General features: G+C 71.7%; 25 protein-coding genes. 22 read left to right on the forward strand and 3 right to left on the reverse strand.

Annotated elements, in window-relative coordinates:
* The first annotated feature begins 35 nt into the window (after nucleotides 1-35).
* The 11 genes from GON04_RS14845 (at nucleotide 36) to GON04_RS14895 (ending at nucleotide 10,822) form a co-directional block, all read left to right on the forward strand.
* Nucleotides 36-1,211, forward strand: coding sequence for an acetyl-CoA C-acyltransferase (locus GON04_RS14845; protein ID WP_157398855.1), 1,176 nt, complete (start codon nucleotides 36-38; stop codon nucleotides 1,209-1,211).
* Between the two features lie 141 nt (nucleotides 1,212-1,352).
* Nucleotides 1,353-3,182 carry an acyl-CoA dehydrogenase gene (locus GON04_RS14850; protein ID WP_157398856.1) on the forward strand — a complete coding sequence of 610 codons (1,830 nt, stop codon included), beginning with the start codon at nucleotides 1,353-1,355 and terminating at the stop codon, nucleotides 3,180-3,182.
* Nucleotides 3,183-3,184: 2 nt separating this feature from the next.
* Complete coding sequence (locus GON04_RS14855; RefSeq protein ID WP_157398857.1) at nucleotides 3,185-3,430, forward strand: hypothetical protein; 246 nt, start codon at nucleotides 3,185-3,187, stop codon at nucleotides 3,428-3,430.
* On the forward strand, nucleotides 3,427-4,218 hold the full coding sequence (locus GON04_RS14860; RefSeq protein ID WP_157398858.1) for an SDR family oxidoreductase: 792 nt from the start codon (nucleotides 3,427-3,429) through the stop codon (nucleotides 4,216-4,218). Before GON04_RS14855 ends, GON04_RS14860 begins: the two co-directional genes overlap by 4 nt.
* Complete coding sequence (locus GON04_RS14865) at nucleotides 4,218-4,652, forward strand: PaaI family thioesterase (RefSeq protein ID WP_157398859.1); 435 nt, start codon at nucleotides 4,218-4,220, stop codon at nucleotides 4,650-4,652. The genes GON04_RS14860 and GON04_RS14865 overlap by 1 nt, the downstream gene beginning before the upstream one ends.
* A gap of 13 nt (nucleotides 4,653-4,665) precedes the next feature.
* Entirely contained in the window at nucleotides 4,666-5,682 is a 1,017-nt protein-coding gene (locus GON04_RS14870; protein ID WP_157398860.1) for an NADP-dependent oxidoreductase, read from the forward strand.
* A gap of 16 nt (nucleotides 5,683-5,698) precedes the next feature.
* Nucleotides 5,699-6,733 carry a fatty acid desaturase family protein gene (locus GON04_RS14875; RefSeq protein ID WP_157398861.1) on the forward strand — a complete coding sequence of 345 codons (1,035 nt, stop codon included), beginning with the start codon at nucleotides 5,699-5,701 and terminating at the stop codon, nucleotides 6,731-6,733.
* Entirely contained in the window at nucleotides 6,726-8,396 is a 1,671-nt protein-coding gene (locus GON04_RS14880; protein WP_181653591.1) for an isovaleryl-CoA dehydrogenase, read from the forward strand. Before GON04_RS14875 ends, GON04_RS14880 begins: the two co-directional genes overlap by 8 nt.
* 19 nt (nucleotides 8,397-8,415) lie before the next feature.
* The gene (locus tag GON04_RS14885) at nucleotides 8,416-9,363 is read left to right on the forward strand and encodes a glutathione S-transferase family protein (RefSeq protein WP_157398862.1); all 948 of its coding nucleotides are present in this window, start codon (nucleotides 8,416-8,418) and stop codon (nucleotides 9,361-9,363) included.
* Nucleotides 9,360-10,265 carry an SDR family oxidoreductase gene (locus GON04_RS14890; protein ID WP_157398863.1) on the forward strand — a complete coding sequence of 302 codons (906 nt, stop codon included), beginning with the start codon at nucleotides 9,360-9,362 and terminating at the stop codon, nucleotides 10,263-10,265. The genes GON04_RS14885 and GON04_RS14890 overlap by 4 nt, the downstream gene beginning before the upstream one ends.
* Nucleotides 10,265-10,822 carry a methylated-DNA--[protein]-cysteine S-methyltransferase gene (locus GON04_RS14895; RefSeq protein ID WP_157398864.1) on the forward strand — a complete coding sequence of 186 codons (558 nt, stop codon included), beginning with the start codon at nucleotides 10,265-10,267 and terminating at the stop codon, nucleotides 10,820-10,822. The genes GON04_RS14890 and GON04_RS14895 overlap by 1 nt, the downstream gene beginning before the upstream one ends.
* Nucleotides 10,823-10,826: 4 nt before the next feature.
* On the opposite strand, the gene GON04_RS14900 is transcribed toward GON04_RS14895, so the two are convergent.
* Complete coding sequence (locus tag GON04_RS14900) at nucleotides 10,827-11,396, reverse strand: hypothetical protein (RefSeq protein WP_157398865.1); 570 nt, start codon at nucleotides 11,394-11,396, stop codon at nucleotides 10,827-10,829.
* A 167-nt stretch (nucleotides 11,397-11,563) separates the two neighbouring features.
* On the opposite strand from GON04_RS14900, the gene GON04_RS14905 reads away from it, so the two are divergent.
* Genes GON04_RS14905 through GON04_RS14915 form a run of 3 tightly spaced genes read left to right on the forward strand, consistent with a single transcriptional unit; the run spans nucleotide 11,564 to nucleotide 16,057 of the window.
* On the forward strand, nucleotides 11,564-13,879 hold the full coding sequence (locus tag GON04_RS14905; protein ID WP_157398866.1) for a Tex family protein: 2,316 nt from the start codon (nucleotides 11,564-11,566) through the stop codon (nucleotides 13,877-13,879).
* A 4-nt stretch (nucleotides 13,880-13,883) separates the two neighbouring features.
* On the forward strand, nucleotides 13,884-14,978 hold the full coding sequence (locus tag GON04_RS14910; protein ID WP_157398867.1) for a phospholipase: 1,095 nt from the start codon (nucleotides 13,884-13,886) through the stop codon (nucleotides 14,976-14,978).
* Nucleotides 14,975-16,057 carry an acyltransferase family protein gene (locus tag GON04_RS14915; RefSeq protein WP_157398868.1) on the forward strand — a complete coding sequence of 361 codons (1,083 nt, stop codon included), beginning with the start codon at nucleotides 14,975-14,977 and terminating at the stop codon, nucleotides 16,055-16,057. Before GON04_RS14910 ends, GON04_RS14915 begins: the two co-directional genes overlap by 4 nt.
* Here the strand turns inward: GON04_RS14915 and GON04_RS14920 are convergent.
* Nucleotides 16,041-17,177: an iron-containing alcohol dehydrogenase gene (locus GON04_RS14920; RefSeq protein ID WP_157398869.1), complete on the reverse strand. Its 1,137-nt coding sequence runs from the start codon at nucleotides 17,175-17,177 to the stop codon at nucleotides 16,041-16,043. The genes GON04_RS14915 and GON04_RS14920 overlap by 17 nt on opposite strands.
* 129 nt (nucleotides 17,178-17,306) lie before the next feature.
* Between GON04_RS14920 and GON04_RS14925 the strand changes: the two genes are divergently transcribed.
* The 3 genes from GON04_RS14925 to GON04_RS14935 are packed head-to-tail and all read left to right on the forward strand — an operon-like array spanning nucleotide 17,307 to nucleotide 21,331.
* Nucleotides 17,307-18,260, forward strand: a complete 954-nt coding sequence (locus GON04_RS14925) for an alpha/beta hydrolase (protein WP_420821530.1) — start codon at nucleotides 17,307-17,309, stop codon at nucleotides 18,258-18,260.
* Complete coding sequence (locus tag GON04_RS14930) at nucleotides 18,257-19,129, forward strand: YbgC/FadM family acyl-CoA thioesterase (protein ID WP_157398870.1); 873 nt, start codon at nucleotides 18,257-18,259, stop codon at nucleotides 19,127-19,129. The genes GON04_RS14925 and GON04_RS14930 overlap by 4 nt, the downstream gene beginning before the upstream one ends.
* 6 nt (nucleotides 19,130-19,135) lie before the next feature.
* A complete protein-coding gene (locus GON04_RS14935; protein ID WP_157398871.1) occupies nucleotides 19,136-21,331 on the forward strand; it encodes an O-antigen ligase family protein in 2,196 nt (731 codons plus the stop codon).
* On the opposite strand, the gene ygfZ is transcribed toward GON04_RS14935, so the two are convergent.
* Nucleotides 21,332-22,240 (reverse strand): CAF17-like 4Fe-4S cluster assembly/insertion protein YgfZ, encoded by a 909-nt coding sequence (ygfZ, locus tag GON04_RS14940; protein ID WP_157398872.1) that lies wholly within the window; start codon nucleotides 22,238-22,240, stop codon nucleotides 21,332-21,334.
* 44 nt (nucleotides 22,241-22,284) lie between these two features.
* On the opposite strand from ygfZ, the gene mltG reads away from it, so the two are divergent.
* From mltG to GON04_RS14965, 5 genes are read left to right on the forward strand one after another with little or no spacing between them, the layout of a single operon-like run.
* Nucleotides 22,285-23,280, forward strand: coding sequence for an endolytic transglycosylase MltG (mltG, locus tag GON04_RS14945; RefSeq protein WP_157398873.1), 996 nt, complete (start codon nucleotides 22,285-22,287; stop codon nucleotides 23,278-23,280).
* Nucleotides 23,277-23,921, forward strand: coding sequence for a dTMP kinase (gene tmk, locus GON04_RS14950; RefSeq protein WP_157398874.1), 645 nt, complete (start codon nucleotides 23,277-23,279; stop codon nucleotides 23,919-23,921). Before mltG ends, tmk begins: the two co-directional genes overlap by 4 nt.
* Nucleotides 23,918-24,907 (forward strand): DNA polymerase III subunit delta', encoded by a 990-nt coding sequence (locus GON04_RS14955; protein WP_181653592.1) that lies wholly within the window; start codon nucleotides 23,918-23,920, stop codon nucleotides 24,905-24,907. The genes tmk and GON04_RS14955 overlap by 4 nt, the downstream gene beginning before the upstream one ends.
* Before the next feature lie 7 nt (nucleotides 24,908-24,914).
* The gene (locus tag GON04_RS14960; RefSeq protein WP_157398875.1) at nucleotides 24,915-25,271 is read left to right on the forward strand and encodes a PilZ domain-containing protein; all 357 of its coding nucleotides are present in this window, start codon (nucleotides 24,915-24,917) and stop codon (nucleotides 25,269-25,271) included.
* A 34-nt stretch (nucleotides 25,272-25,305) separates the two neighbouring features.
* Nucleotides 25,306-26,112 carry a TatD family hydrolase gene (locus tag GON04_RS14965; protein ID WP_157398876.1) on the forward strand — a complete coding sequence of 269 codons (807 nt, stop codon included), beginning with the start codon at nucleotides 25,306-25,308 and terminating at the stop codon, nucleotides 26,110-26,112.
* The last annotated feature ends 4 nt before the right edge of the window (nucleotides 26,113-26,116 follow it).

A 26,116-nucleotide genomic window follows, 5' to 3' on the forward strand; every position in this document is an offset into this window, starting at 1 on the left:
CCCACCGCCGCGACCGAACCCCTGAAAGGCCCACCATGACCAACGCCGTCATCGTCTCCACCGCCCGCACGCCCCTCACCAAGAGCTGGAAGGGCGCGTTCAACATGACCCATGGCGCCACCCTCGGCGGCCATGCCGTCAAGCAGGCCGTCCAGCGCGCGGGCATCGACCCCGGCGCCATCGAGGACGTGCTGATGGGGTGCGCCAACCCCGAGGGCGCCACCGGCGCCAACATCGCCCGCCAGATCGCGCTGATGGCCGACCTGCCGATCTCCGTCTCGGGCGCCACCGTCAACCGCTTCTGCTCGTCGGGCCTGCAGACCATCGCCATGGTGTCGCAGCGCATCATCGCGGGCGAGGGCGACGTCTACGTGGCTGGCGGCGTCGAGAGCATCTCCTGTGTGCAGCAGGAGATGAACCAGCACATGCTGCGCGACCTCGACCTCGACAAGAAGAAGCCCGAGATCTACTGGTCGATGCTGCAGACGGCCGAGCAGGTGGCCAAGCGCTACAACATCGGCCGCGACGCGATGGACGAGTACGGCGCCGCCAGCCAGCAGAAGGCCTGCGCCGCCCAGGCGGCCGGCCGCTTCGAGGCCGAGATCGCGCCCATCACCGTCAAGGCCGGCGTGGCCGACCCGGTCATGGGCCTGCGCACCAGGGAGGTCACCGTCGCCAGGGACGAGGGCCTGCGCGAGGGCACCACCAAGGAAAGCATCAGCGGCATCAAGCCGGCGCTGCCCGGGGGCGTGATCTCGGCCGGCAATGCCAGCCAGTTCTCCGACGGCGCGGGCGCCTGCGTGGTGGTGAGCGAGGAATACGCCTCGAAGAACAACCTCAAGCCGCTGGGCCGCTTCCTCGGCTTCGCGGTCGCCGGCTGCGAGCCCGACGAGATGGGCATCGGCCCCGTCTACGCGATTCCCAAGGTGCTCAAGAAGCTGGGCCTGAAGGTCGGCGACATCGACCTGTGGGAGCTGAACGAGGCCTTTGCGGTGCAGGTCATCTACTGCCGCGACAAGCTGGGCATCCCGAACGACCGCCTGAACGTCGACGGCGGCGCCATCGCGGTCGGCCACCCTTACGGCGTCTCCGGCCAGCGCCTGACCGGGCACGCCCTCATCGAAGGCAAGCGCCGCGGCGCCAAGAAGGTCGTCGTCACGATGTGCGTCGGCGGCGGCATGGGGGCGGCGGGGGTGTTCGAGGTTCTCTGAAGAGGCAGAAGGGACCCCCTGGCGCAGAAGTTCGCGGAAGACGCAGAAGAATCGGTTGGCTGACTTGTCGGCGACCTCTGCGTCCTTCCGCGCTGTCTGCGCACGGGAGTCCGGCTGTTTGCATTTCCCCTGAGCGCCTGCATGTCTCTGCGTCCCACCCTCGACTTCCTCCTCTACGACTGGCTCAAGGCCGACCGGCTGGCCGGGCGGGCGCGGTTCGCCGACCACTCGCGCGAGACCTTCGACGCGGTGCTCGACACCTGCGAGCGCATCGCGCGCGAGAAGTACGCGCCGTTCAACCGGCTGGTCGACACCGAGGAGCCGCGCTTCGACGGCGAGAAGGTCATCCTGCCGCAGGCCACGCACGAGGCGCACCGGGCGTACGTCGAGTCGGGCATGGTCAGCGCCGCGCAGGATTACGACGAGGGCGGCATGCAACTGCCCTACACCATCGAGGCGGCGGCCAACGGCTTCTTCGCGGTGGCCTCGGTGAGCATCGGCTCCAGCCTGCTCACCAAGGGCAACGCCAACCTGCTGATGGTGCATGGCACCGAGGCACAGAAGGCGGTGTTCGCGCGCAACGAGTTCGGTGGCCGCTTCACCGGCACCATGTGCCTGTCGGAGCCGCAGGCGGGCTCGTCGCTGTCGGACATCACGACGCGCGCGGTGCCCGACGGCGACGGCTCCGAGGCCGATCCGCTGGGGCCGCGCTACCGGCTCACCGGCAACAAGATGTGGATCTCGGCCGGCGAGAACGAGCTGGCCGAGAACATCGTCCACCTGGTGCTGGCCAAGATCCCCGGCCCGGACGGCAAGCTCGTCCCTGGCACGCGCGGCATCTCGTTGTTCATCGTGCCCAAGAAGCTCGTCGGCACCGACGGGCAGCTCACCGGCGAGCGCAACGACGTCGCGCTGGCCGGCCTGAATCACAAGCTGGGCTGGCGCGGCACGACCAACACGCTGCTGAATTTCGGCGAGGGGCGCTACCCCGTGCGCGGTGGCGCCGGCGCCATCGGCTACCTCGTCGGCAAGCCGCACGAGGGCCTGCGCTGCATGTTCCACATGATGAACGAGGCCCGCATCGGCATCGGTATGGCGGCCACCGCGCTGGGCCTGGCCGGCTACTACGCCTCGCTCGAGTACGCGAAGAACCGGCCCCAGGGCCGGCCCGTGGGGAGCGCCGGCAAGGATCCGTCGCAGCCGCCGGTGCGCATCATCGAGCACGCCGACATCAAGCGCATGCTGCTGGCGCAGAAGGCGTACGGCGAAGGCGCGCTGGCGCTCATGCTGCAGTGCGCACGCCTGGTCGACGAACAGCACACCGGCACGCCGGAGGATGCCGACGAGGCCCGGCTTCTGCTGGAGGTGCTGACACCCATCGCCAAGAGCTGGCCCAGCGAGTTCTGCCTGGAGGCGAATTCGCTCGCCATCCAGGTCCATGGCGGCTACGGCTACACGCGCGACTTCCCGGTCGAGCAGTACTGGCGCGACAACCGCCTGAACATGATCCACGAGGGCACGCACGGCATCCAGGCGGCCGACCTGCTGGGGCGCAAGGTGGTCATGGAAGGCGGGCGCGGCCTGCAACTCGTTGCCGGGCGCATCAACCGCACCATCGAGGCGGCGTTGCAGCGGCCCGACCTGGCCGGGCACGCCAACGCCCTGGCCCAGGCCCTGCAGCACGTGGGTGCCGCCACCAAGGCGGCCTGGGCCACCGGTGAGCCGGCGGCAGCGCTGGCCAATGCCGTGCCCTACATGCAGGCGTTCGGCCACCTGGTCATCGCCTGGACCTGGCTCGACGTCGTGCTCACCATCCCGGCCGACCCCGCACGCCGCCGTGCCGCCGACACCGGGCGCCTGCACGCGGCACGGTACTTCTTCCATTACGAGCTGCCCAGGGTCGCCGCCTGGCTGAAGGTGGTGGAAACGCGCGACCCCACCTGCGCCGACATGCCGGAAGACGCCTTCTGACGATGGCTTCGGCACGCACGCTGGCATGGATCGACCGCCTGATCTGGATGCTCATCTACGGCGGCCTGTTCGGCGTCGTCCTGGGCGTCGCCACGCACGGTGCGCACGTCGTCGCCGGCTGGTCGCTGGGCGTGCTCGGCGGCATCGCGACCGCGGCGGGCCTGGTGCTCATCGGCGTGCGGTCGCGCCTGGGTGAACCCCCGCCCGGCGGCGCACAATCTTCCGCACAACAACGAGATCCACCATGACCCGCACCATCCAGCAACTGTTCGATCTCCGGGGCAAGACCGCCCTGGTCACCGGCGGCTCGCGTGGCCTGGGCCTGCAGCTGGCGCACGCGCTGGGCGAGGCCGGCGCCCGCATCATGCTCACCTCCCGCAAGGCCGCCGACCTGGAGGAGGCCGCCGCCGAACTGCAGGCCGACGGCATCGACGCGCGCTGGATCGCGGCCGATGCCTCGCGCGAGGAGGACATCCGCCGCATGGCCGACCAGACGCTCGAGCGCATGGGCGATGTCCACATCCTGGTGAACAACGCCGGTGCCGCCTGGGGCGCCCCGGCCGAGGACCACCCGGTGGAGGCCTGGGACAAGCTGATGAACCTGAACGTGCGCGGCTATTTCATCCTGTCGCAGCACCTGGCGAAGCACTGCATGATCGAGCGCCGCTACGGCCGCATCATCAACATCGCATCGATCGCCGGGCTGGGCGGCAACCCGCCCGAGATGCAGACCCTGGCCTACAACACCTCCAAGGGCGCCGTCCTCAACTTCACCCGTGCGCTCGGGGCCGAATGGGGCAGGTACAACATCACGGTCAATGCCATCTGCCCGGGCTTCTTCCCCAGCAGGATGACCCGCGGCACGCTGGATCGCCTGGGCGAGGACCAGCTTGCCGCCCATGCGCCGCTGCGCCGCCTGGGCGACGACGAGGACCTCAAGGGAACGGCACTGCTGTTCGCCTCCGACGCCGGCAAGCACATCACCGGCCAGTGGCTGGCCGTGGACGGCGGGGTCAGCATGGTCACGGGGGGATGATGGACAGCAAGACCTTCGGCGTCGCCATCCCGTTCGTCGAGCACCTCGGCTTCCGCCTGGTGCGGATGGAGGAGGGCGAGTCGCGCATCGACTTCGAGCCCGGCCCCGAGCACATGAACTCGTTCAACGTGGCACACGGCGGGGTGGTGATGACCCTGCTGGACGTCACCATGGCCACGGCGGCGCGCAGCCTCGAGATGGACATGGGCGTGGTGACCATCGAGATGAAGACCAGCTTCATGCAGCCCTCGCGCGGCCAGCTCCAGGGCCTGGGCCGGCTGATGCACCGCACGGCCACCATGGCCTTCACCGAGGCGCGCATCGTCGACGCCGCCGGGCGCACCTGCGCCCACGCCACCGGCACCTTCAAGTACGTCAAGCGCCTGCCCATCGGCCCCAAGGGCTCGCAGGCGCTGAACATCTCGACCGACTGAGCCAGGAGCCACCATGCCCAAGAACCGCCAGATCCTGCTGGACAGCCGCCCCCAGGGCGAGGCCAGCGTCTCCAACTTCAAGCTGGTGTCCGCCGACACGCCCGCGCTGCAGGACGGGCAGGTGCTGGTGCGCCACCGCTACCTGAGCCTCGACCCCTACATGCGGGGCCGCATGAACGACAGCAAGAGCTACGCGCAGCCGCAGCCGCTGGGGCAGGTGATGATCGGCGGCACCGTGGGCGAGGTGGTCGAGAGCCGGCACCCGAAGTTCGCGGCCGGCGACCAGGTGGTCGGCATGGGCGGCTGGCAGGAGTACAGCGTGGTCGATGCGGGCCAGCCCGGCGCGGTGCGCAAGGTCGACACCACGCAGGTGCCGCTGTCGCAGTATCTCGGCGCGGTCGGCATGCCCGGCGTCACCGCCTGGTACGGGCTGGTGAAGATCATCGAGCCCAAGGCCGGCCAGACCGTGGTGGTCAGCGCGGCCAGTGGCGCGGTGGGCAGCGCGGTCGGCGTGCTGGCCAAGGAACGTGGCGCCCGGGCCGTGGGGATCGCGGGCGGTCCCGACAAGTGCCGCTACGTCACCGAGGAGCTCGGCTTCGACGCCTGCGTCGACTACAAGCAGCACGCCGACGCCGCATCGCTGGCCAGGGCCCTCAAGCAGGCCTGCCCGGACGGCATCGACGGCCACTTCGAGAACGTCGGCGGCATGGTGCTGGACGCCGTGCTGCTGCGCGCCAACGCGTTCTCGCGCATCGCGGTGTGCGGAATGATCTCGGGCTACGACGGCAAGCCCATTCCCATGGCCTACCCGCAACTCATCCTCACGAACCGGATGCGCGTCGAGGGCTTCATCGTCAGCGAGCACATGGAGGTGTGGCCCGAGGCGCTGAAGGAACTCGGCACCCTGGTGGGCAGCGGCCGCCTGCGGCCGCGCGAGACCATCGCCCAGGGCCTGGAAGCCGCGCCCGAGGCCTTCCTGGGCCTGCTCAAGGGCCGCAACTTCGGCAAGCAGCTGGTGCAGCTGGCCTGAGAAGGACGGGCGCCCGATGGACGCGCGCAAGGGCGAGGAGTTCCGGGACGACCTGCGTTCGCCGGGCTTGCGCAACGCCCAGGCGCGCCGCCTGCTCACGGCGGCCGAACTGGCGCCCCTGACGCAGCTGTCCGCCGCCCGCTCGCTGCTGGCGATCGGGCAGACGGTTGCACTCATCGCCGCCGCCGTCGCCTTGGCCGTGCTCACCTGGCCGAGCGCCTGGATGCTGGCCAGCATCGCCGCCATCGGCATCGCGCAGCACGGGCTGTTCATCCTGGCGCACGAGGCGGCGCACTACCGGCTGTTCGCCGACCGGCGCGTGAATGACATCGTGGGCCGCGCGATCGGCATGGCCGGCGGCATCTCGATGTGCACCTACCGCGTGACGCACCGCCTGCACCACAACAACCTGTATGGCGACGAAGATCCCGACACGGCCATCCACGGCGGCTATCCGCGCGGCAAGGCCTACCTCTGGAACAAGTTGGCGCGCGACCTGGCCGGCCTGAACGCCTGGAAGACCTTCGCCTACTTCTTCGGCGCGCCGGCCATCAACGCCGACACTTGCCGCGAGATCCGACCGCTGGACGACACCTCGCCCGGGCTGCGCGCCGCCGCCCGCCGCGACCGGCTGTGGGTGCTGGGCTTCCACGTCGCCGCGCCGCTGCTCGCCCTGGGCCTGGGCGGGCCTCATGGGCTGCTGCTGTACGCCGTCCTGTGGATGCTGCCGCTGGTCACCACGCTGCAGCCCATCCTGCGCCTGCGCGCCGTGTTCGAACACGGCGCCGTCGAGGACCTGGGCTCGCCCCTGACGGCGGCGCGCACCAACCGCACCTGGGGATCGGCCGCCAACTGGCTGGCGCGGCTGGTGCTGTTCCCGCACCACGTCAACTACCACCTGGAGCACCACCTGTACCCGGCGGTGCCGCACTACCACCTGCCACGGTTGCACCGCCTGTTGCTGGACAAGGGCGCCCTCGGCCAGGCCGAGGTGCGCGACGTGGCCGCGACCTGGCGCAGGGTCTTCGCGCCGAGGAGGTCCCGTGCCTGACACCGCCACCCACGAGGTGACCAACCAGCCCGAACCGCTGGCCGACTACGACCTGTTCGCCGGCAATGCCGGCCTGCGCGACGCCCTGCGCTTCAACGCGCCGCAACTGGACACCGCGCCGCTGCAGGCGCTGGGCGTGCGCCTGGGCAGCCGCGAGATGCAGGCGCATGCCCGGCTGGCCAACGTGCATCCGCCGCAGCTGCGCACGCACGATCGCTACGGCCACCGCATCGACGAGGTCGAGTTCCATCCGAGCTACCACGCCCTGATGGCGGAGGCGGTCGGCGCCGGACTGCACGGCGCGCCCTGGGCCGGCGGCGGCGGGTCGCCCCACGTGCTGCGTGCGGCCGGATTCCAGCTGTTTACGGAGCTGGAGCCGTCGGTGCTGTGCCCGGTGTCCATGACCTATTCCGCCGTGCCGGCGCTGCAGGGCAATGCCGCCATCGCCGGTGACTGGACGCCCAAGCTCACCAACCGCGCCTACGACCCGGTCCTGCGCGACTGGCACGGCAAGGCCGGGCTGACGATGGGCATGGGCATGACCGAGAAGCAGGGCGGCTCGGACGTGCGGGCCAACACCACCCGCGCCGAGCCCGATGGCGAGGACGGCTGGGGCCGCCGGATGCGCGTCACCGGGCACAAGTGGTTCTTCTCGGCGCCGATGTGCGACGCCTTCCTGGTGCTGGCGCAGAGCGCCACCGGCCTGTCGTGCCTGTTCCTGCCGCGCGTGCTGCCGGACGGCACGCGCAACGCCGTCGCCATCCAGCGCCTGAAGGACAAGCTGGGCAACAAGGCCAACGCCAGCTCCGAGGTCGAGTTCCGCGGCGCCACCGCCTGGCTGGTGGGCGAGGAGGGCCGCGGCATCCGGCAGATCCTGGAGATGGGGATGCTGACGCGCCTGGACTGCGCACTGGGCACCACCGGCCTGATGCGCCAGGCGCTGGCGCTGGCGCTGGACCACACCCGCCAGCGCCGGGCCTTCGGCAAGCCGCTGCTGAAGCAGGCCCTGATGCGCAACGTGCTGGCCGACCTGGCGCTGGAGAGCGAGGCGGCCACCGCCCTGTCGCTGCGGCTGGCACGGGCCATCGACCGCCGCGACGACCCGCACGAAGCGGCCATGGCGCGCCTGCTGACGCCGGTGGCCAAGTTCTGGATCTGCAAGCGCGGCAGCCACTTCGCCCAGGAGGCGATGGAATGCCTGGGCGGCAACGGCTACGTCGAGGAGGGCGGCGAGGGCGTGATGGCGCGCATCTACCGCGAGATGCCGCTCAACTCGATCTGGGAAGGCGCCGGCAACATCATGGCGCTCGACCTGCTGCGCGCGTTGCGCAAGCCTGCCCCGGGCGCCGATCCGGGGGCGGACCCCGCCGCGGCCCTGGCCCGGGAACTCGCGCCGGCCCTGGGCGCCCACCCGGCGCTGGACCGGCTGGTAGCCGCCTTGCCCACCCGCATCGATGCCCTCGCCACCGAGGCCGAGGCGCGCCGGCTGGCGCAGGACGTCGCCCTGGCCGTGCAGGCTGCCTTGCTGGTCCAGATGTCGCCCGACTTCGTCGCGGCCGCCTTCTGCAGCTCGCGGCTGGCGGGCGACTGGGGCCATGCGTTCGGCACGCTCGGTGCGACCGCCGATTTCAACCGCCTTCTCGACCGCGCCATGCCGCGCTGACCCACGAGGACCCGTGACGATGACCGACCTGATCCTGCACCACTACCCCGAGTCGCCCTTCTCCGAGAAGGTGCGGCTGATGCTGGGGGCCAAGAAGCTGGCCTGGAAGTCGGTGCACGTGCCGCGCATCCAGCCCAAGCCCGACGTCGTGGCGCTGACCGGCGGCTACCGCCGCACGCCCTTCCTGCAGGTCGGGGCCGACATCTACTGCGACACCGCGCTCATCGCCGACGTGCTGGAGCACGTGCAGCCGGATCCGGCCCTGTACCCGCTGCCGCTCAAGGGCGTGACCCGCATCTTCGCCCAGTGGGCCGACAGCACCCTGTTCTGGGCCGCGATGGCCTACAGCATCCAGCCCAAGTCGGCCGCCGCCATGTTCCCCGACGAGGCGACGGCGCAGGCGTTCCTCGTCGACCGCAAGGCCATGCGCACCAACATGACGCAGCTGCGCGCGGCCGACGCCACCTCGGCCTACCGCTCCTACCTGCGGCGGGTGGCCCACATGGCCGACGAGCACGATTTCCTGTTCGGCGCCGAGCCGTGCATTGCCGATTTCGCCGCCTACCACCCGCTCTGGTACACCCGGCGCCGCGCGCCGGTGATGGCCGGCATCCTGCAGGCCACGCCCTCGCTGCTCGAATGGATGGACCGCATCGAGGCGATCGGCCACGGCGTTTCGGACACGCTGTCGGCGGAGGACGCCATCCAGGTGGCGGCGCAGGCGCAGCCCCTGGCCGCCGGGCAGAACCTGCTGGTCGACAGCGCCTTCCAGGACGACCACGGCATTCCGCTCGGCAGCCGGGTGGCCATCACCGCCGAATCGTTCGGCGCCGAGCCCACCGAAGGCGAGCTCGTGGCCGCCACCCGCACCCACTACAGCCTGGCCCGCACCGACGACAGGGCCGGTGCGGTCCATGTCCATTTCCCCCGCATCGGCTACGTCCTGAGAAAGGCAGACGGCACATGATTTCCGACTTCAAGGGCAGGACCGCGGTGCTCACCGGCGCCGGGTCGGGCTTCGGGCTGGAGTGCGCCCGCATCGGCGCGCGCCTCGGCATGAACCTGGTGCTGGTCGACGTGCAGCAGGACGCGCTGGATCGCGCCGCCGCCGAAATGGCCCAGGCGGGCGTGCCGGTGCTGGCGCGGCGGGTCGACGTGGCCAGGGCGGCCGAGATGGACGAGCTGGGCCAGGCGGTCGCGCAGCGGTTCGGCGCACCGCACTTCGTCTTCAACAACGCCGGGGTCGGCGCCGGCGGCCTGGTGTGGGAGAACACCATCGCCGACTGGGAGTGGGTGCTGGGCGTCAACCTGTGGGGCGTGATCCACGGCGTGCGCGTGTTCACGCCCATGATGCTGGAGGCCGCGAAGAAGGACTCCGCGTGGCAGGGCCACATCGTCAACACGGCCAGCATGGCCGGCCTGCTCACGCCGCCCAACATGGGGATCTACAACGTCAGCAAGCATGCCGTGGTGAGCCTGACCGAGACGCTCTACCAGGACCTGCGCCTGGTGACCGACCAGGTCAGCGCCAGCGTGCTGTGCCCCTACTTCGTGCCCACCGGCATCCACCGCAGCGAGCGCAACCGCCCGGGCGACCTGGCCGCCGGCGCGCCCACCCGCAGCCAGCTGATCGGGCAGGCGATGAGCGACAAGGCGGTGTCCTCCGGCAAGGTCACCGCCGCCGAGGTGGCGCAGAAGGTGTTCGATGCCATCGCGGCCGACACCTTCTACGTCTTCAGCCATCCCAAGGCGCTGGGCAACGTGCGCAGCCGCATGGAGGCCATCGTCGACATCCGCAACCCGCCCGACCCCTTCCTGGAGCGGCCGGACGTCGGCGCGCAGCTGCGCAAGTCGCTGCGCGAGGCCTGATGGCCGCCGCGGCCGGCTGCTGCCTGGTGGAGACCGCGATCGGCCGCGTCGGCCTGGCATGGACCGCCGACGGCGCCATCCGGGCCTGCCAGCTGCCCGAGACCGACGACGCCGGCACGCTGGCGCGATTGCGCCGCTGGACCGGTCCGGTCCCCGAGGCCGCGCCGCCGGCCGCCGTGCAGGCCATCGCCGAGCGCCTGCAGCGCGCGCTGGCCGGGAGGCGCGACGCCCTGCTGGACGTGCGGCTGGACGAGGAGGGTGTGCCGGCGTTCCATCACCGGGTGTATGCGGCTGCGCGGGCCATCACGCCCGGCACGGTCACCACCTATGGCGAGATGGCACGCGCCCTGGGCGAGCCGGGTGCGTCGCGGGCCGTCGGGCAGGCGCTGGGGCATAACCCGTTCGCTCCCATCGTCCCGTGCCACCGCATCCTGGCCGCGCGCGGGGCCAGCGGAGGCTTCTCGGCCCAGGGCGGTGCCCGGACGAAGTTGCGGCTGCTCGAGATCGAGGGCGCGGTGCTCGGCGCCGACGGCCCGGGCCTGTTCGACACTCCCTGACCGCTCAGACCCGCTCGCGCCCCGGCGGTATGTGCCGGGGAGCCGGCTCGTCGATGCGGGTCGGCATCACGGTCTCGGCGCGGGTGTCCAGCGGATCGCGCATCTGGCGGCCGTCCAGGCGGCGCTCGATTTCCGTCAGGCGACCTGTGAGCAAGTGGTACATCTGTTCCAGTTGGTTGCGCAATTCGCGCTGGTGCTGGGCCAGGGCCTTGTCCATCTCGGTGCTCGCCAGGGTGTCGCGCTGGCGGCTTTCGCGCAGGTGCACGTCGAGCATCTGCCGCAGGTCGGTGAAGCGCGAGGCCTCCGCCTTGTCGGCCAGTTCGCGCTGGGCGTGCAGGGCCTTGGCATGCTGGCGCGACTCCACCAGGTGCTGCGTGCGCAGCGTGGCGGCGCTGGCGGCGAACACCAGCAGGGCGATGCCCAGCAGCGTGAGCAGGATCAGGCCGAGCGGGGCGTCGGCCTGGACGACGCCGAAAGTCAGGGTGGTCGAGCGATTGATCTCGGCCCAGTTCTGGGCCGCGAAGCCGGCCACCGCCAGGATCACGAGGACGAGGATCAGCAGGCGGGCGCGCATGATGGGACTCCGGAAACGAGAGGGTGGAAAGCCCCCCGATGCAAGGGGGGCCGATGGATCGATTCTTCGAATCGTCAAGTGCGTCACATGTCAGCCGCAGTCCCGAATTGCTGTCCGGACCGTGTGGCAAACTCGCGCGCTTTCCGCCACCCAGCCCAGCAGTCCGAATGACCAAGATCACCCGGCAGATCGCTGCCGAACTCCGCGTGGCCGAGCAGCAGGTGCAGGCCGCGGTCGACCTGCTCGACGGCGGCGCCACCGTGCCGTTCGTCGCGCGCTACCGCAAGGAGGCCACGGGTGGCCTCGACGACGTGCAGCTGCGCGAACTGCAGGAGCGGCTGGGCTACCTGCGCGAGCTGGAAGACCGGCGCGCCGCCGTCATCAAGAGCGTCGACGAGCAGGGCAAGCTGACGCCCCAACTGCGCGCCGCGTTCGAGGCCGCGCCGACCAAGCAGGAGCTGGAAGACCTGTACCTGCCGTTCAAGCCGCGCCGCCGCACCAAGGGCCAGATCGCCCGCGAGGCCGGCCTGGAGCCGCTGGCCGACAGCCTGTTCGCCGATCCGCGCCTGGACCCCGCCACCCAGGCGCAGGGCTACGTGAAGGCCGAGAAGGGCGAGGGCGGCGAGGATTTCACCACCGTGCCCGCCGTGCTCGACGGCGTGCGCGACATCCTGTCCGAACGCTGGGCCGAAGAGCCGGTGCTGGTGCAGTCGCTGCGCGAGTGGCTGTGGCAGGACGGCCTGCTGCGCAGCAAGCTGGCGCCCGGCAAGGACGAGAACAACCCCGACGTCGCCAAGTTCCGCGACTACTTCGACTACGACGAGCCGATCGGCCGCGTGCCGTCGCACCGCGCCCTGGCCGTGTTCCGGGGCCGCCAGCTCGAGATCCTCGACGCCAAGCTCTCGCTGCCGGTGGAGCCCGAGCCGGGCAAGCCATCCATCGCCGAGGGCAAGGTCGCGCTGCAGCTCGGCTGGAGCCACCAGGGCCGCCCGGCCGACGACCTGCTGCGCAAGTGCGTCGCCTGGACCTGGCGCGTGAAGCTGTCGCTGTCGATCGAGCGCGACCTGTTCGCCCGCCTGCGCGAGGACGCCGAGAAGGTGGCCATCAAGGTCTTCGCCGACAACCTGCGCGACCTGCTGCTGGCGGCGCCGGCCGGCCCGCGGGTGGTGATGGGCCTGGATCCGGGCATCCGCACCGGCGTCAAGGTGGCGGTGGTCGATGCCACCGGCAAGCTGGTGGAGACCTCCACCGTCTACCCGCACGAGCCGCGCCGCGACTGGGACGGCTCGCTGCACACGCTGGAGCGCCTGTGCCGCAAGCACGGCGTCAACCTGGTGGCCATCGGCAACGGCACCGCCAGCCGCGAGACCGACAAGCTGGCCGCCGACCTGGGCAAGCGGGTCGACGACCTGCAACGGGTGGTGGTCAGCGAGGCCGGCGCCTCGGTCTATTCGGCCAGCGAGTTCGCCTCGCAGGAGATGCCGGACGTGGACGTCAGCCTGCGCGGCGCGGCGAGCATCGCGCGCCGGCTGCAGGATCCGCTGGCGGAACTGGTCAAGATCGATCCCAAGTCGATCGGCGTCGGCCAGTACCAGCACGACGTCAACCAGAGCGAGCTGGCGCGCACCCTGGACGCCGTGGTCGAGGACTGCGTGAACTCGGTCGGCGTCGACCTGAACACGGCCAGCGTGCCGCTGCTCACCCGCGTCTCGGGCCTGTCGGCGGCCGTGGCCAAGGCGGTGGTGCGCTGGCGCGAGTCGCACGGCGCGTTCCGCTCGCGCCAGCAGCTGCTGGACGTCGCGGGCCTGGGCCCCAAGACCTTCGAACAGAGCGCGGGCTTCCTGCGCATCCGCGGCGGCGAGAACCCGCTGGACATGACCGGCGTCCACCCCGAGACCTACCCCGTGGTCGAGACGATGATGCAGGTCACCGGCAAGCCGGTGCACGACCTCATGGGCCGGGCCGAGATGCTCAAGACGCTGCGGCCGGAACTGTTCGCCAACGAGAGGTTCGGCGTCATCACCGTCAGGGACATCCTGGGCGAGCTGGAGAAGCCCGGCCGCGATCCGCGCCCCGACTTCAAGGTCGCCCGCTTCAACGAGGGCGTGGAAGACATCGCCGACCTGAAGGAAGGCATGGTCCTGGAAGGCACGGTGAGCAACGTGGCCCAGTTCGGCGCCTTCGTCGACCTGGGGGTCCACCAGGACGGCCTGGTGCACGTGAGCCAGCTGGCCAACCGCTTCGTGTCCGACGCGCGCGAGGTGGTCAAGACCGGCGACATCGTGAAGGTCAAGGTGCTGGAGGTCGATGCCGCCCGCAAGCGCATCAGCCTGACCATGAAGCTGGACGCCAAGGGCGCGCCGCGCCGCGACGGCCCGCGCGACAACCGGTTCGAAGGCGCCAACCGCGGCCAGCGCGCGCCGTCCAACCCGCAGCTGAACACCGCGATGGCCGGCGCCTTCGCCAAGCTCCAGCGCCGGTAGCGCCATGGCCGCGCGCGCCCTCAGGATCCATGCCGGTCCCCGGGCGCGGCGGCACATCGAGCGCAACGGCCTGCAGCCGGGGGACATCAGCGTCGTCCCCGGCGCCGCCGGCGGGCCCAAGGGCCTGGTCCTGGGGCCGCTCGACCGCTTCCTGTTCGGCCACTGGCTGCCGCAATCGAACCAGCCGGTGCACCTGGTCGGCGCCTCGATCGGCGCCTGGCGCATGGCAACGGCCTGCCTGGACGACTGCGTCGCCGCCTTCGAGCGGCTGGAGCGCGACTACATCGCGCAGGACTACGAGCTGGAGCCGGGGCGCAAGACCCCGACCGCCCGGCACGTCAGCGAGCGGTTCGCGCACAACCTGGCCGACTTCTACGGCGGCCGCGTGGGGCAGGTGCTCGCGCACCCGCGCTGGCGGCTGCACGTCGTCACCTCGCGCGGGCGGCACCTGCTGGCGCGCGAGCACCGCGTGCGGACCCCGCTCGGCTACCTCGGCGCCTACCTGTGCAACGGGGCGCACCGGCGGGCGCTCGGACTGTGGCTGGAGCGGGTGGTGTTCTCGACCGGGCCCGATGCCGACGCGCTGACGCTGCCGTTCGACGACGCCGACTTCCGCACCCGCCAGGTGCACCTGACGGCGGCCAACTTCCAGCCGGCGCTGCAGGCCAGCTGCTCCATCCCGTTCGTCCTGCAGGCCATCCACGACATCCCGGGCGCGCCCACGGGTGCCTACTGGGACGGCGGCATCACCGACTACCACCTGCACCTGAACTACGCGGCGGCCCATCCGCAGGGCCTGGTGCTCTATCCGCACTTCCAGAAGGCGGTGGTGCCCGGCTGGCTGGACAAGGCCTGGCGCTGGCGCCATGGCGCCACCCCGTTCCTGGACACCACCATCGTGCTGGCGCCGGATCCGGACTGGGTGCGCACGCTGCCCGGAGGCAAGCTGCCGGACCGCACCGACTTCACCCGCTACGGGACCGACCTGGCAGGCCGCATGCGGGCCTGGCAGGCAGCCGCCTCGGCCAGCCGGCAGCTGGCCGACGAGTTCCAGGCCTGGCTCGCGGCGCCCGACCCGGCGCGGGTCGAACCGCTGTGAGCGGCGGCGAGCGCGTCCTGGGCTGGGACCTGCTGCGCGGGCTGTGCGCCGTGGCCGTGGCGAGCTACCACCTGCTGTCGTGGCAGGAGGTGGCGACGCTGCACGCCTGGGGCAGCTACGGCGTCTACCTGTTCTTCGTGCTGTCGGGCGCGAGCCTGGCCTACACCTATGCGCCACGCCTGCAGGCCGGGACCTTCGGCCTGGCCGGCTTCCTGGGCGTGCGCTGGATGCGGCTTGCGCCGCTGTACCTGCTGCTGATGCTGCTGGTCGTGCCGTGGAAGGCACAGCGCACGGGCTGGGGCGCCGACCTCGCCGGCCAGGTGCTGCTCAACGCCAGCTTCCTGTTCGGGTTCACCGACCCGGCCTTGCGGGCGCTGCTGGTGGGCGGCTGGTCGCTGGGCATCGAGGCGATCTTCTACCTGCTGTTTCCGCTGCTGCTGGCTGCGGCGTTGCGGCCCCGGGTGGGTGGGGCGCTGTTCGCCGCCCTGGTGCTGCTGCAGGCGGCCTGGATCCTGTCCACGGTGGGATCGGCCAGCGGCTACGAAGCCAACGCGATGCGCTACCACCAGGCGCCGGCCTTCGCGGCCTACTTCATGGGCGGTTGCCTGCTGGGCGTGGCACGCCGGCAGGCCCGCGCGGACAGGCCGGCGCGCACCGGCCTGCTGGTGTTCGTCGCCGGGTTCGCCGTGATGGCCCTGGTGAATCCGGCGCGGCAGGGCGGCGAGCTGCTCGGCTGGCGCGGGCTGCTGCTCACTACGCTGTGCTTCGCCCTGGTGGCCGTGGCCGGCCGGCTGCGCTGGCAGGGGGCGTCGGCCCGGCTGGCGGCCTGGGTCGGCGACGCCACCTACGGCGTCTACCTGCTGCACCCCGTGCTGTTCTTCGGCCTGTCGTTCGCGGTCTTTCCGCGCCTGGGAGTGGCCGATCCGGCGGGCTGGCCGCTGGCCGCGCGCTGCCTGTTCGCGGCCGCGCTGCTGCTGGCCGCCTTTGCACTGGCGCTGGCGAGCGAACGCTGGTACGAGCGGCCGCTGCGCGACTGGAGCCGGCGGCGGGCCGCCGGCCGCGTCACAGCGACGCCGTGAGCATGGCTTCGTAGTCCTCGGCGCTGGCCAGCCGCGGGTTGGTCTTGTGGCAATGGTCGGCCAGCGCGCCCTCGATGATGCGGTCGTACCAGTCGCGCTGCACGCCCATGGCAGCCAGCCCGCTGGGCAAGCCCAGCCGGGCATTCATGTCCTTGATGGCGTCCGGAATGTCGCCGGCGGAGGCCAGGCCCATGGCGTGCGCCATGCGCTGCAGCCGGTTCTCCTTGCGCACCGACTCCGCCTCGGCGTTGAAGCGGACGACGGCCGGCAGGAACATGGCGTTCAGGGTGCCGTGGTGCAGCTGCGGATTGACGCCGCCCAGGCTGTGGCTGAGCGAATGCACGCAGCCCAGGCCCTTCTGGAAGGCCATGGCGCCCTGCATGGAGGCGCTCATCAGCGCGGCCCGGGCATCGCGGTCGGAGCCGTCGCGCGTGGCGCGCTCGATGTGGGCCCAGCCGCGCTCCAGGCCGTCGAGCCCGATGCCGTCGGCCGGCGGATTGAAGGCCGGGGCCATGAAGGTCTCCATGCAGTGCGCGATGGCGTCCATGCCGGTGGCGGCCGTCAGCCGGGGAGGCAGGCCCAGCGTGAGCTCGGGGTCGCAGATGGCGGTGCGCGGCACCAGGTGCCAGGAATGGAAGCCGAGCTTGCGGTGGTCGTCGACGATGATGATCGCCCCGCGCGCCACCTCGCTGCCGGTGCCGCTGGTGGTGGGCACGGCGATCAGCGGCGCGGCCTTGTCGGTGATGCGGGCCGAGCCGCCCTCGATGGTGGCGTAGTGGGTGAGGGGGCCTTCGTGGGTGGCGGCGATGGCCACGCCCTTGGCGCAGTCGATGGCCGAGCCGCCGCCCACGGCGATGAGGCCGTCGCAGCGCTGCTCCTTGTACAGGGCCACGGCGGCGCGCACCGCTGCCTCGGTCGGGTTGGACGGGGTCTGGTCGAAGACCGCGTGCGGCAGTCCGCCGAGCGCATCGATGGCCTTCTGCAGCACGCCAGCCGCCTTGACGCCGGGGTCGGTGACGATGAGGGGGCGCGTGATGCCGACCCGTTCGCATTCGGCCTTGAGCAGGCGCACGGCGCCGAATTCGAACTGGATCTGGGTGACGTAGTAGATGAATGCCATCGGTGGAGCTCGCTAAGATGCCGCTCCCACTGTAGCCCCGAGACGCCAGAGCATGACACCGTGGTTTCCTCATCCCCCTGCCGCGTGGGGGATCGCACCGGCAGCGCCGGCCGGGGGGCCCGGGCCGCGATGAGCTACCTGCCGGAATATCCGGAACTCACGCCCCGGATGCGTTCCGTGCTCGAGCGCATGTCCCGCGCCCGCGGGCAGCCGATGCACCTGATGGAGCCGCAGGCGGCGAGGGCGGCCTACGAGGCCTCGGCCGAGGTGCTGGAGGTGCCGCGCCGTGCGCTGGCGCGGGTCGAGGACCTGCAGGTGCCGGCGCGCGACGGCACGCCACTGCCGGCCCGGCTGTACCAGCCTGAGGGGTCGCACGGCGTGCTGCTGTACTTCCATGGCGGTGGCTTCACGATCGGCAGCGTCGCGACGCACGACATCCTGTGCCGCGAACTGGCGGCGCTGGGGCAGTGCGCCGTCGTGTCGGTCGGCTACCGGCTGGCCCCCGAGCACCGGTTCCCGGTGGCGGTGGACGACAGCTGGGACGCGCTGCACTGGCTGGCCGGCGCGCGCGGCGCGCTGGGCCTGGGCGAGACGGCGCCGCTGGCGGTCGGCGGCGACAGCGCCGGCGGCACGCTGGCCACCGTGGCGGCGCTCCACGCGCGCGACGAGGGCATCCCGCTCGCGCTGCAGCTGCTGTTCTATCCGGGGACGGCGGCGCGGCAGGACAGCGCATCGCACCGACGCTACCACCACGGCCTGGTGCTGGAGCAGGCGCACATCGAGTACTTCTTCGGCCACTACATCGACCTGGGCGAGCGCGACGACTGGCGGTTCTCGCCGCTGAACGCGCCCGACGTGGACAACGTGGCGCCGGCCTGGATCGGGCTGGCCGAATGCGATCCGCTGTTCGACGAAGGCATTGCCTGGGGCGATACACTGCGCGCGGCCGGGGTGCCGGTCGCGCTGGAAGTGTGGCGCGGCGTCACCCACGAATTCATCAAGATGGGGCGGGTGCTGCCCGAGTCGCGGCAGGCCCATGCCGCCGCCGGGCAGGCGCTCGCCGAAGCCTTCCGATCACCATGACGCGAGACGATTTCCGGTTCTTCCACCCGCTGCGCGTGCGCTGGGCCGAGGTGGACATGCAGAAGATCGTGTTCAACGCGCACTACCTGATGTACTTCGACACCGCGGTGGCCGACTACTGGCGGGCGCTCGCGCTGCCGTACGAGGAGGCCATGCACCAGCTGCAGGGCGACCTGTACGTCAAGAAGGCGACGGTGGAATTCCACGCCTCGGCCCGCATGGACGACCGCCTCGACGTCGCCCTGCGGTGCTCGCGCATCGGCACCTCGTCGATGCTGTTCCAGGGCGCCATCTTCCGCGCCGAGCAGCTGCTCATCACCTGCGAGCTGGTCTACGTGTTCGCCGATCCGGCCAGCCAGACTTCGCGTCCGGTGCCCGCCGTGCTGCGCGAGATCGTCACCGGCTACGAGGCCGGCGGGGACGTGGCCACCGTCCGCACCGGCAACTGGGCCGACCTCGGCCGCGACGCCGCGGCGCTGCGCACGCGCGTATTCGTCCAGGAGCAGCGCATCCCGGCCGAGCTCGAGTGGGACGAGGCCGACGCCACCGCGCTGCACGCCGTGGCCACGAACCGGCTCGGCCAGCCGCTGGCCACCGGCCGGCTGCTGCAGGCCGCGCCCGGCGTCGCCAAGATCGGCCGGATGGCGGTGCACGAGGTCGTGCGCGGCGCCGGCCTGGGCCGCCGCGTGCTGCACGCGCTGGCCGATGCCGCGGCGGCGCGCGGCGACCGGCAGCTGGTGCTGCACGCGCAACGCACCGCCGAGGGCTTCTACCGGCGGCTGGGCTTCAAGCCGCAGGGCGAGCCGTTCGAGGAAGCCGGCATCCCGCACATCGAGATGGCCGCCGCGCTGCCGCTGGCCCGGGACTGACGCCCGATGGCCCGCCAACGCCGGACGGCGGTTGCCGCCGTCGCGCCGTCCACCCCTGCCGCGCCCGCGCCCGCGGCCGCCAAGCACGCCGCCGCCGCCGGCACGACCGGTGTCGTGCTCCTGCTGGCCGCGGCCGTCCTGCTGGCCCCGGCCATCGGCTCGACCACCGAGCGCCTGCTGCAGGACACGCTGAAATCGGCCGTGGTGGCATTCGCGGCGCTGGGCGCGGCGGCGCTGTTCTTCCGCCAGCTGCGCAGCCAGCCGGCTGCACAGATCTGGTGGCATCCCGTCCTGTGGCTGCCGGTTGCGCTGTGCGCGTACGCGCTGGGCAGCACCGTCTGGTCGCACGCCTACCTGGGCACGGTCGAGGCGATCCGCTGGTTCCTGTTCGGCCTGCTGCTGTGGCTGGGACTGAACACGCTGACGCGCGCGCGGCTGCCCTGGCTGGCCTGGGGCATCCACGGCGGGGCGGTCGTCGCCTCGCTGTGGACGGTGCTGCAGTTCTGGTTCGACTTCGGGCTGTTCCCGCAGGGACCGAACCCGGCGTCCACCTTCGTCAACCGCAACTTCTACGCCGAGTTCGCGGCCTGCACGCTGCCGTTCTCCATGCTGCTGCTGGTGCGGGCGCGGGCATCCGCCCTGCTGGCGGCGCTGGCCGCATCGACCGGGCTGGTTGTCGTGGCCATCATGATGACCGGCACCCGCGCCGCGCTGATGGCGGTGTGGCTGCAGGTGGTGCTGCTGCCCTGGCTGGCCTGGCGCTACCGGCGGGCCCTGCCGGCCGGCCAATGGCGCCTGTCACAGCAGGCCGCGGCCATCGGCGTGCTGCTGCTGACGGTGGGCACGCTGGCCGTGCTGCCATCGGGCAACCCCAAGGTGTTGGCGGAAGGCCGCGGCACGACCGCGCTGGAGCGCGGCCTCAAGCGCACGGCCTCCATCTCGCCCCAGGACGAGTCGCTGGCGCTGCGGCGGACCATGTGGTCCGCCACGCTGCGCATGATCGGCGCCAACCCCCTCAACGGCGTGGGCGCCGGGGCCTGGGAGGTCGACATCCCCCTGCACCAGCCGGCGGGCGCGCAGCTCGAAACCGACTACTACGCGCATAACGAATACCTGCAGATGGTGGCCGAGGACGGCCTGGTGGGCGTCCTGGCGCTGGCCGGCCTGTTCGCCTTCCTGCTCCATGCGGCCTGGCGGACCTGGCGGCTGCCGCGCAGCGAGGAAGCGGCCTGGCGCGCCGTGGCCCTGGCCAGCCTGCTGGCGCTGCTGATCGTCAGCAACGTGGGTTTCGCCTGGCGCATGGCGTCCACCGGGGCGCTGTTCGCGCTGACGCTGGCGCTGCTGGCTGCATCCGACACCCGGCTCGAGGCCACCCGTGCCGGCCCGCGCGCCTTCCGCTGGCGCAGCGCGTGGTCGCTGCCGGCGCTGGCGGGCACTGCCGCCTGCGGCGCGCTGGCCGCCTTCATCACCTGGCAGGCGGTGCGCTGCGAACGCATGCTGGTCGAGGCCGGCCAGATCGCGCTGGCGATCTCCGCCTCGCCGGCCCCGAACGACCCGCGCTGGAATCCGGCCAAGGCCCGGCTGCTGGAGCTGACCCGGGAGGGCATCGCGATCAATCCGCACTACCGCAAGATCACGCCCATCATTGCCGACGAGCTGGCAGTGTGGGGCGACTGGAAGAACGCCACCTGGATCTGGGAATCGGTGCTGCGCTCGCGCCCCTACGTGGTGGCCATGCTCACCAACGCCGCCCGCGGCCATGCCGCCCAGCAGCAGATGCCCCAGGCGCTGCACTACCTGGGCCGGGCCCAGGCGATCTCGCCGGGTGCGCCGTCGGTGCGCTCGCTGGAGGTGATCCTGCTGGCCATGGGTGGCCAGCAGGACCGCGCGCTGGAGCTGGCGCGCCAGTCGATGCAGCCGGGCCGCTACGACTACGACCTGCTGGACAACACCTTCGCACTGGCCCGGCGCGCCGGCGATTTCGACCTGGCCGAACGGGCGCTGCGGCTGCGCATCCAGGACTTCCCGGTTCGGCGCAGCGAAGGCCTGGTGCAGCTGGGCACGTTCTACCTGGAGTCGCTGCGCGACGAGAGCCGAGCGCTGCTGGCCTGGCGCGAGGCCGTGGCCATCACGCCCCCTCGCCAACGGGAACTGCTGCTGGCACAGGTGCCGGCCGCCTACCGCGACCGCGTCAGGCCCTGATCAGATGTCGGCCAGCAGGGGGTAGGGCAGGGGCTGCAGCTGGAGGGCGGGGCCCTCGGCGCTGCCCAGCGTGAGCCGGCCGCCCTCGGCCGCCGCCACCTGCATCGAGACGATGGCGTCCCAGCCGCCGCCCGGTGCCGGCGCGGCCTCGGCGACCAGGCCGCAGGGCTGGTCGGGATCGGCTTCGTGCACGACCTCTTGCCCGGCCTGCATCGGCGCCTCGCCATGCGCCACGAAGGCGCGGCGCTTGAGCGTGCCGCGAAACTGGCTGCGCGCCACCACCTCCTGGCCGGGATAGCAGCCCTTCTTGAAGTTCACGCCGCCGACCGACTCGTAATTGAGCATCTGCGGCACGAAGGCCTCGACCACCGGCGCGGACAGCGTGGCGATGCCGCTGCGCACCTCGCCCCATTGCCACGCCGGCAGGGCCAGCGACTCGGGCAGGGCCGCGGCCGGCGCCGCCACGCGCAGCGCGCGCGGCTGGCCGTCGGCCGGGTACAGCCGCACGCAGTGCACGTCGCCGTCGGACCGCTTGGCCCACGGCGCGGCGCCGGGCATCGCGGCCTCGGCGGCCGGACCGGCCAGGCCCTGCACGACGAACTCGGCGGTCGCATCGGACAGTTGCACCTTGCTGCGCAGCACGAACATCGACAGCCGCTTCAGGCTCGGCGCCAGGATGTCGCGCGAGACCACCAGCAGGATCTCGTGCGGGCCGGCCTCGAAGCCGACGAAGCTGGCCAGCATGCGGCCCTTGGCATTGCAGAAGGCGGCCAGGCGCGCCTCGCCGGGGCGCAGCAGGACGAAATCCTGGGTCAGCTGGTTGTGAAGGAAGCGGGCGGCGTCCTCGCCGCGGGCGCGCAGCACCCCCAGGTGTGAGAGGGTGGCAACGCCATCGAAGGAAGCAGGCATCCGCCGATTATCATGGCCGTTGTTTTTCACTGGGGTCGGCAGGGTTGCGGCGATTTCTTTCGAAGGTGGTCCTCCTGGCCGTGCTCGCGTCGCTGGCCGTGGGCGGCTTCGGGCTCTGGTGGGTGCACCAGCCGCTGCGGCTGGCGGCGCCCAGCCTCGACGTGTCCATCGAACCGGGCACCCTGCCGCGCGGGGTGGCGCAGGCGGTGGTCGATGCCGGCGTCGATGCCTCGCCCGATCTTTTGTATTGGTGGTTCCGCCTGTCCGGGCAGGCCCGCGCCATCAAGGCCGGCAGCTACGAACTGGAAGCCGGCATCACGCCGCGGCGGCTTCTTTCCAAGCTGGCGCGCGGCGAGGAGAGCCTGCGCGCCGTGACACTGGTGGAGGGCTGGACCTTCCGCCAGTTGCGCGCGGCGCTGGCCAAGGAGGACTCGCTGAAGGCGGACACGCGCGGGCTCGACGACGCCGCCGTCATGGCCTTGCTGGGCCGGCCGGGCGTGCACCCGGAAGGGCACTTCTTTCCCGATACCTACACCTACGCCAAGGGCAGCAGCGACGTGAAAGTGCTGCGGCGCGCACTCACCGCGATGGACAAGCGGCTGGCCGCCGCCTGGGCGCAGCGCACGCCGCAGGTGGCGGTGAAGTCGGCCGACGAGGCGCTCATCCTGGCCAGCATCGTCGAGAAGGAGACCGGCCGCGGCGCCGACCGGCCGCTGATCTCCGCCGTGTTCAACAACCGGCTGCGGGTGGGCATGCCGCTGCAGACCGATCCGACCGTCATCTACGGCATGGGCACCGCGTTCAACGGCAACCTGCGCAAGTCCGACCTGCAGACCGACACGCCCTGGAACACCTACACCCGGCCCGGCCTGCCGCCGACCCCCATCGCCATGCCGGGCAAGGCCGCGCTGCTGGCGGCCGTGCAGCCGGCGCCCGGCAAGGCCCTGTACTTCGTCGCCCGCGGCGACGGCAGCAGCCACTTCAGCGAGACCCTGGACGAGCACAACCGGGCCGTCAACAAGTACCAGAGGGGCCAATGAGCCACGGGCTGTTCATCTCCTTCGAAGGCATCGACGGAGCCGGCAAGTCGACCCATGTCGAGGCGCTGGCGCAGGCGTTCCGCGACGCCGGTCGCGCCGTGGTGCTGACGCGCGAGCCGGGCGGCACGCCGCTGGCCGAGCAGCTGCGGCAACTGGCCCTGACCGCTCCGATGGACCCGCTGACGGAGGCACTGCTGATGTTCGCCGCCCGCCGCGACCACCTGGGCCAGGTGATCGAGCCGGCGCTGGCCCGCGGCGACGTGGTGCTGTGCGACCGTTTCACCGATGCCACCTTCGCCTACCAGGGCGCCGGGCGCGGCTTCGACCGCCAGGTGCTGGCGCAGCTGGAACGCTGGGTGCAGGCGGTCGACGCGCTGCCGGGCGGCACGCTGCGCCAGCCGCATCTCACGCTCTGGTTCGAGGTGCCGCCCGAGGTGGCGGCGCAGCGGCTGGCGGGAGCGCGGGCGCCCGACCGGTTCGAGTCGCAGCCGCTGGCGTTCTTCCAGCGCGTGGCCCAGGGCTATGCCGAGCGCGCCGAGGCCGAGCCGGCACGGTTCGCCCGCCTGCAGGCCGACCAGCCGCGCGAAGCGGTCTGGGCCCAGGCACTGGCTGCTGTGCGGCAGCGGGGGTGGCTGCCGTGACCGCCCCCTGGATCGCCGGCCAGGCAAGGCAGCTGCTGGCGCAGCGCGGCCACGCCTGGCTGCTGCACGGGCCGTCCGGGCTGGGACAGTACGACCTGTCGCTGGCGCTGGCGCGGGCTTGGCTGTGCGAACACCCGAGCGCCGATGGCGCCTGCGGCCAGTGCGGCAGCTGCCATGCGATCGACGTGCGCACCCATGCCGACCTGTGCGTGCTGATGCCCGAGACCGCCATGCAGGCGCTGGGCTGGCCGCTGTCGGAGAAGGCGCAGGCCGAGATCGACGACAAGAAGCGCAAGCCCTCGCGCGAGATCCGGGTCGAGTCCATGCGTGATGCGGTGGAGTTTGCCCAGCGCACCAGCGCGCGCGGACTCGGCAAGGCGGTGCTCGTCTACCCGGCCGAGCGCATGAACACCATCACGGCAAATGCCCTGCTCAAGACGCTGGAGGAACCGCCCGGCGACGTGCGCTTCGTGCTGGCCAGCGAGGCGGCGCACCAGCTGCTGCCCACCATCCGCAGCCGCTGCCTCGGCCACACCATGCGCTGGCCCGAGCCGCAGGATGCGCTGGCCTGGCTGGCAGGGGAGGGCGTGGCTCCGGCCGATGCGCCCGTGCTGCTGCGTGCGGCCGGCGGCCGACCGCAAGAAGCGCTGGCCCTGGCGCGAGGCGGGCGGGACGCCAAGCAGTGGTCGCGGCTGCCCAAGGCGGTGGCGCGGGGCGAGGTAGCGGCGCTTGGCGACGTCTCGCCGGCCCAGGCCATCGACATCCTGCAGAAGATCTGCCACGACCTGGTGGCGCTGCGGGCGGGCGCGGAGCCCCGGTTCTTCGATGCCGGCGACCTGCCAGCACCGGCGAACTGGGAGGCGCTGGGTTCGTGGTGGCGGGAACTCGGGCGTGAACAACGCACGGCCGAGCACCCGTTCAACGCCGGCCTCATGCTCGAGGCGCTTGTGAGCCGGGCGCGCTCGGCCCTACACTCGGCGCGCTGAACACCCCATGAGCACGCCCTCCACCCCCCGCCCCAGCGTCATCCAGCTCGCCATCAAGGAGAAGGCGGCGCTGTACGCGGCGTACATCCCGCTGTTCGCCGACGGCGGCGTGTTCATTCCCACCACCCGCGACTACAAGATCGGCGACGACGTCTACGTGCTGCTCACGCTGCCGGAAGACCCGCAGCGCTACCCGGTGGCGGGCAAGGTGGCCTGGGTGACGCCGCCGCGGGCCGCGGCCAACCGCACCCAGGGCGTCGGCGTCCGCTTCCCGGCCGACGAGAAGTCCAAGCTGCTGAAGGTGCGCATCGAGGAAATCCTCGGCGGCCACCTGGCATCCGAGCGCCCGACCCAGACCATCTGAGCCGGCCCCGCGCGGGCGCTGGCATCATCGGCGGATGTTCGTCGATTCGCATTGCCACCTGAGCTTTCCGGAGCTGTCCAGCCAGTTGACCGAGATCCGCGCCGCCATGGCGCAGGCCCAGGTCGACCGGGCCCTGTGCATCTGCACCACGCTGGAGGAATTCGCCACCGTCCACGCCCTCGCCCTGCAGTACGACAACTTCTGGGCCACGGTCGGCGTTCACCCGGACAACGAAGGCGTCACCGACCCCACGATCGACGACCTGCTGCAGCGCGCCGCCCTGCCGCGCGTGGTCGCCATCGGCGAAACCGGGCTCGACTACTACCAGATGGACGAGCGCAAGGGCGGCCGCACGGTGGACGACCTGGAATGGCAGCGCGAGCGCTTCCGGCGCCACATCCGCGCCGCCCGCCAGTGCGGCAAGCCGCTGATCATCCACACCCGGGCCGCTTCCGCCGACACGCTGGCGATCCTGAAGGAGGAGGGCGAGGACGGCTCGCCGGGCAGTGCCGGCGGCGTGTTCCACTGCTTCACCGAGACGGCGGCGGTGGCGCGTGCGGCGCTGGATCTAGGCTTCCATGTCTCGTTCTCCGGCATCGTGACCTTCAAGAACGCCGCCGACCTGCGCGAGGTGGCCGCCTTCGTCCCCGACGACCGGCTGCTGATCGAGACCGACAGCCCCTACCTGGCTCCGGTGCCGTTCCGTGGCAAGACCAACAACCCGGCGTACGTGCCGTACGTCGCCCGCCAGATCGCCGAGGTGCGGGGCGTGCCGGTCGAGACCGTCGCGGCCCAGACCAGCCTCAATTTCGAGCGCCTGTTCCCGGGCGTGCTGGCTTGAGAAA

The sequence above is a fragment of the Ramlibacter pinisoli genome, from assembly GCF_009758015.1.
In the GTDB taxonomy this organism is placed as follows: Bacteria; Pseudomonadota; Gammaproteobacteria; order Burkholderiales; family Burkholderiaceae_C; genus Ramlibacter; species Ramlibacter pinisoli.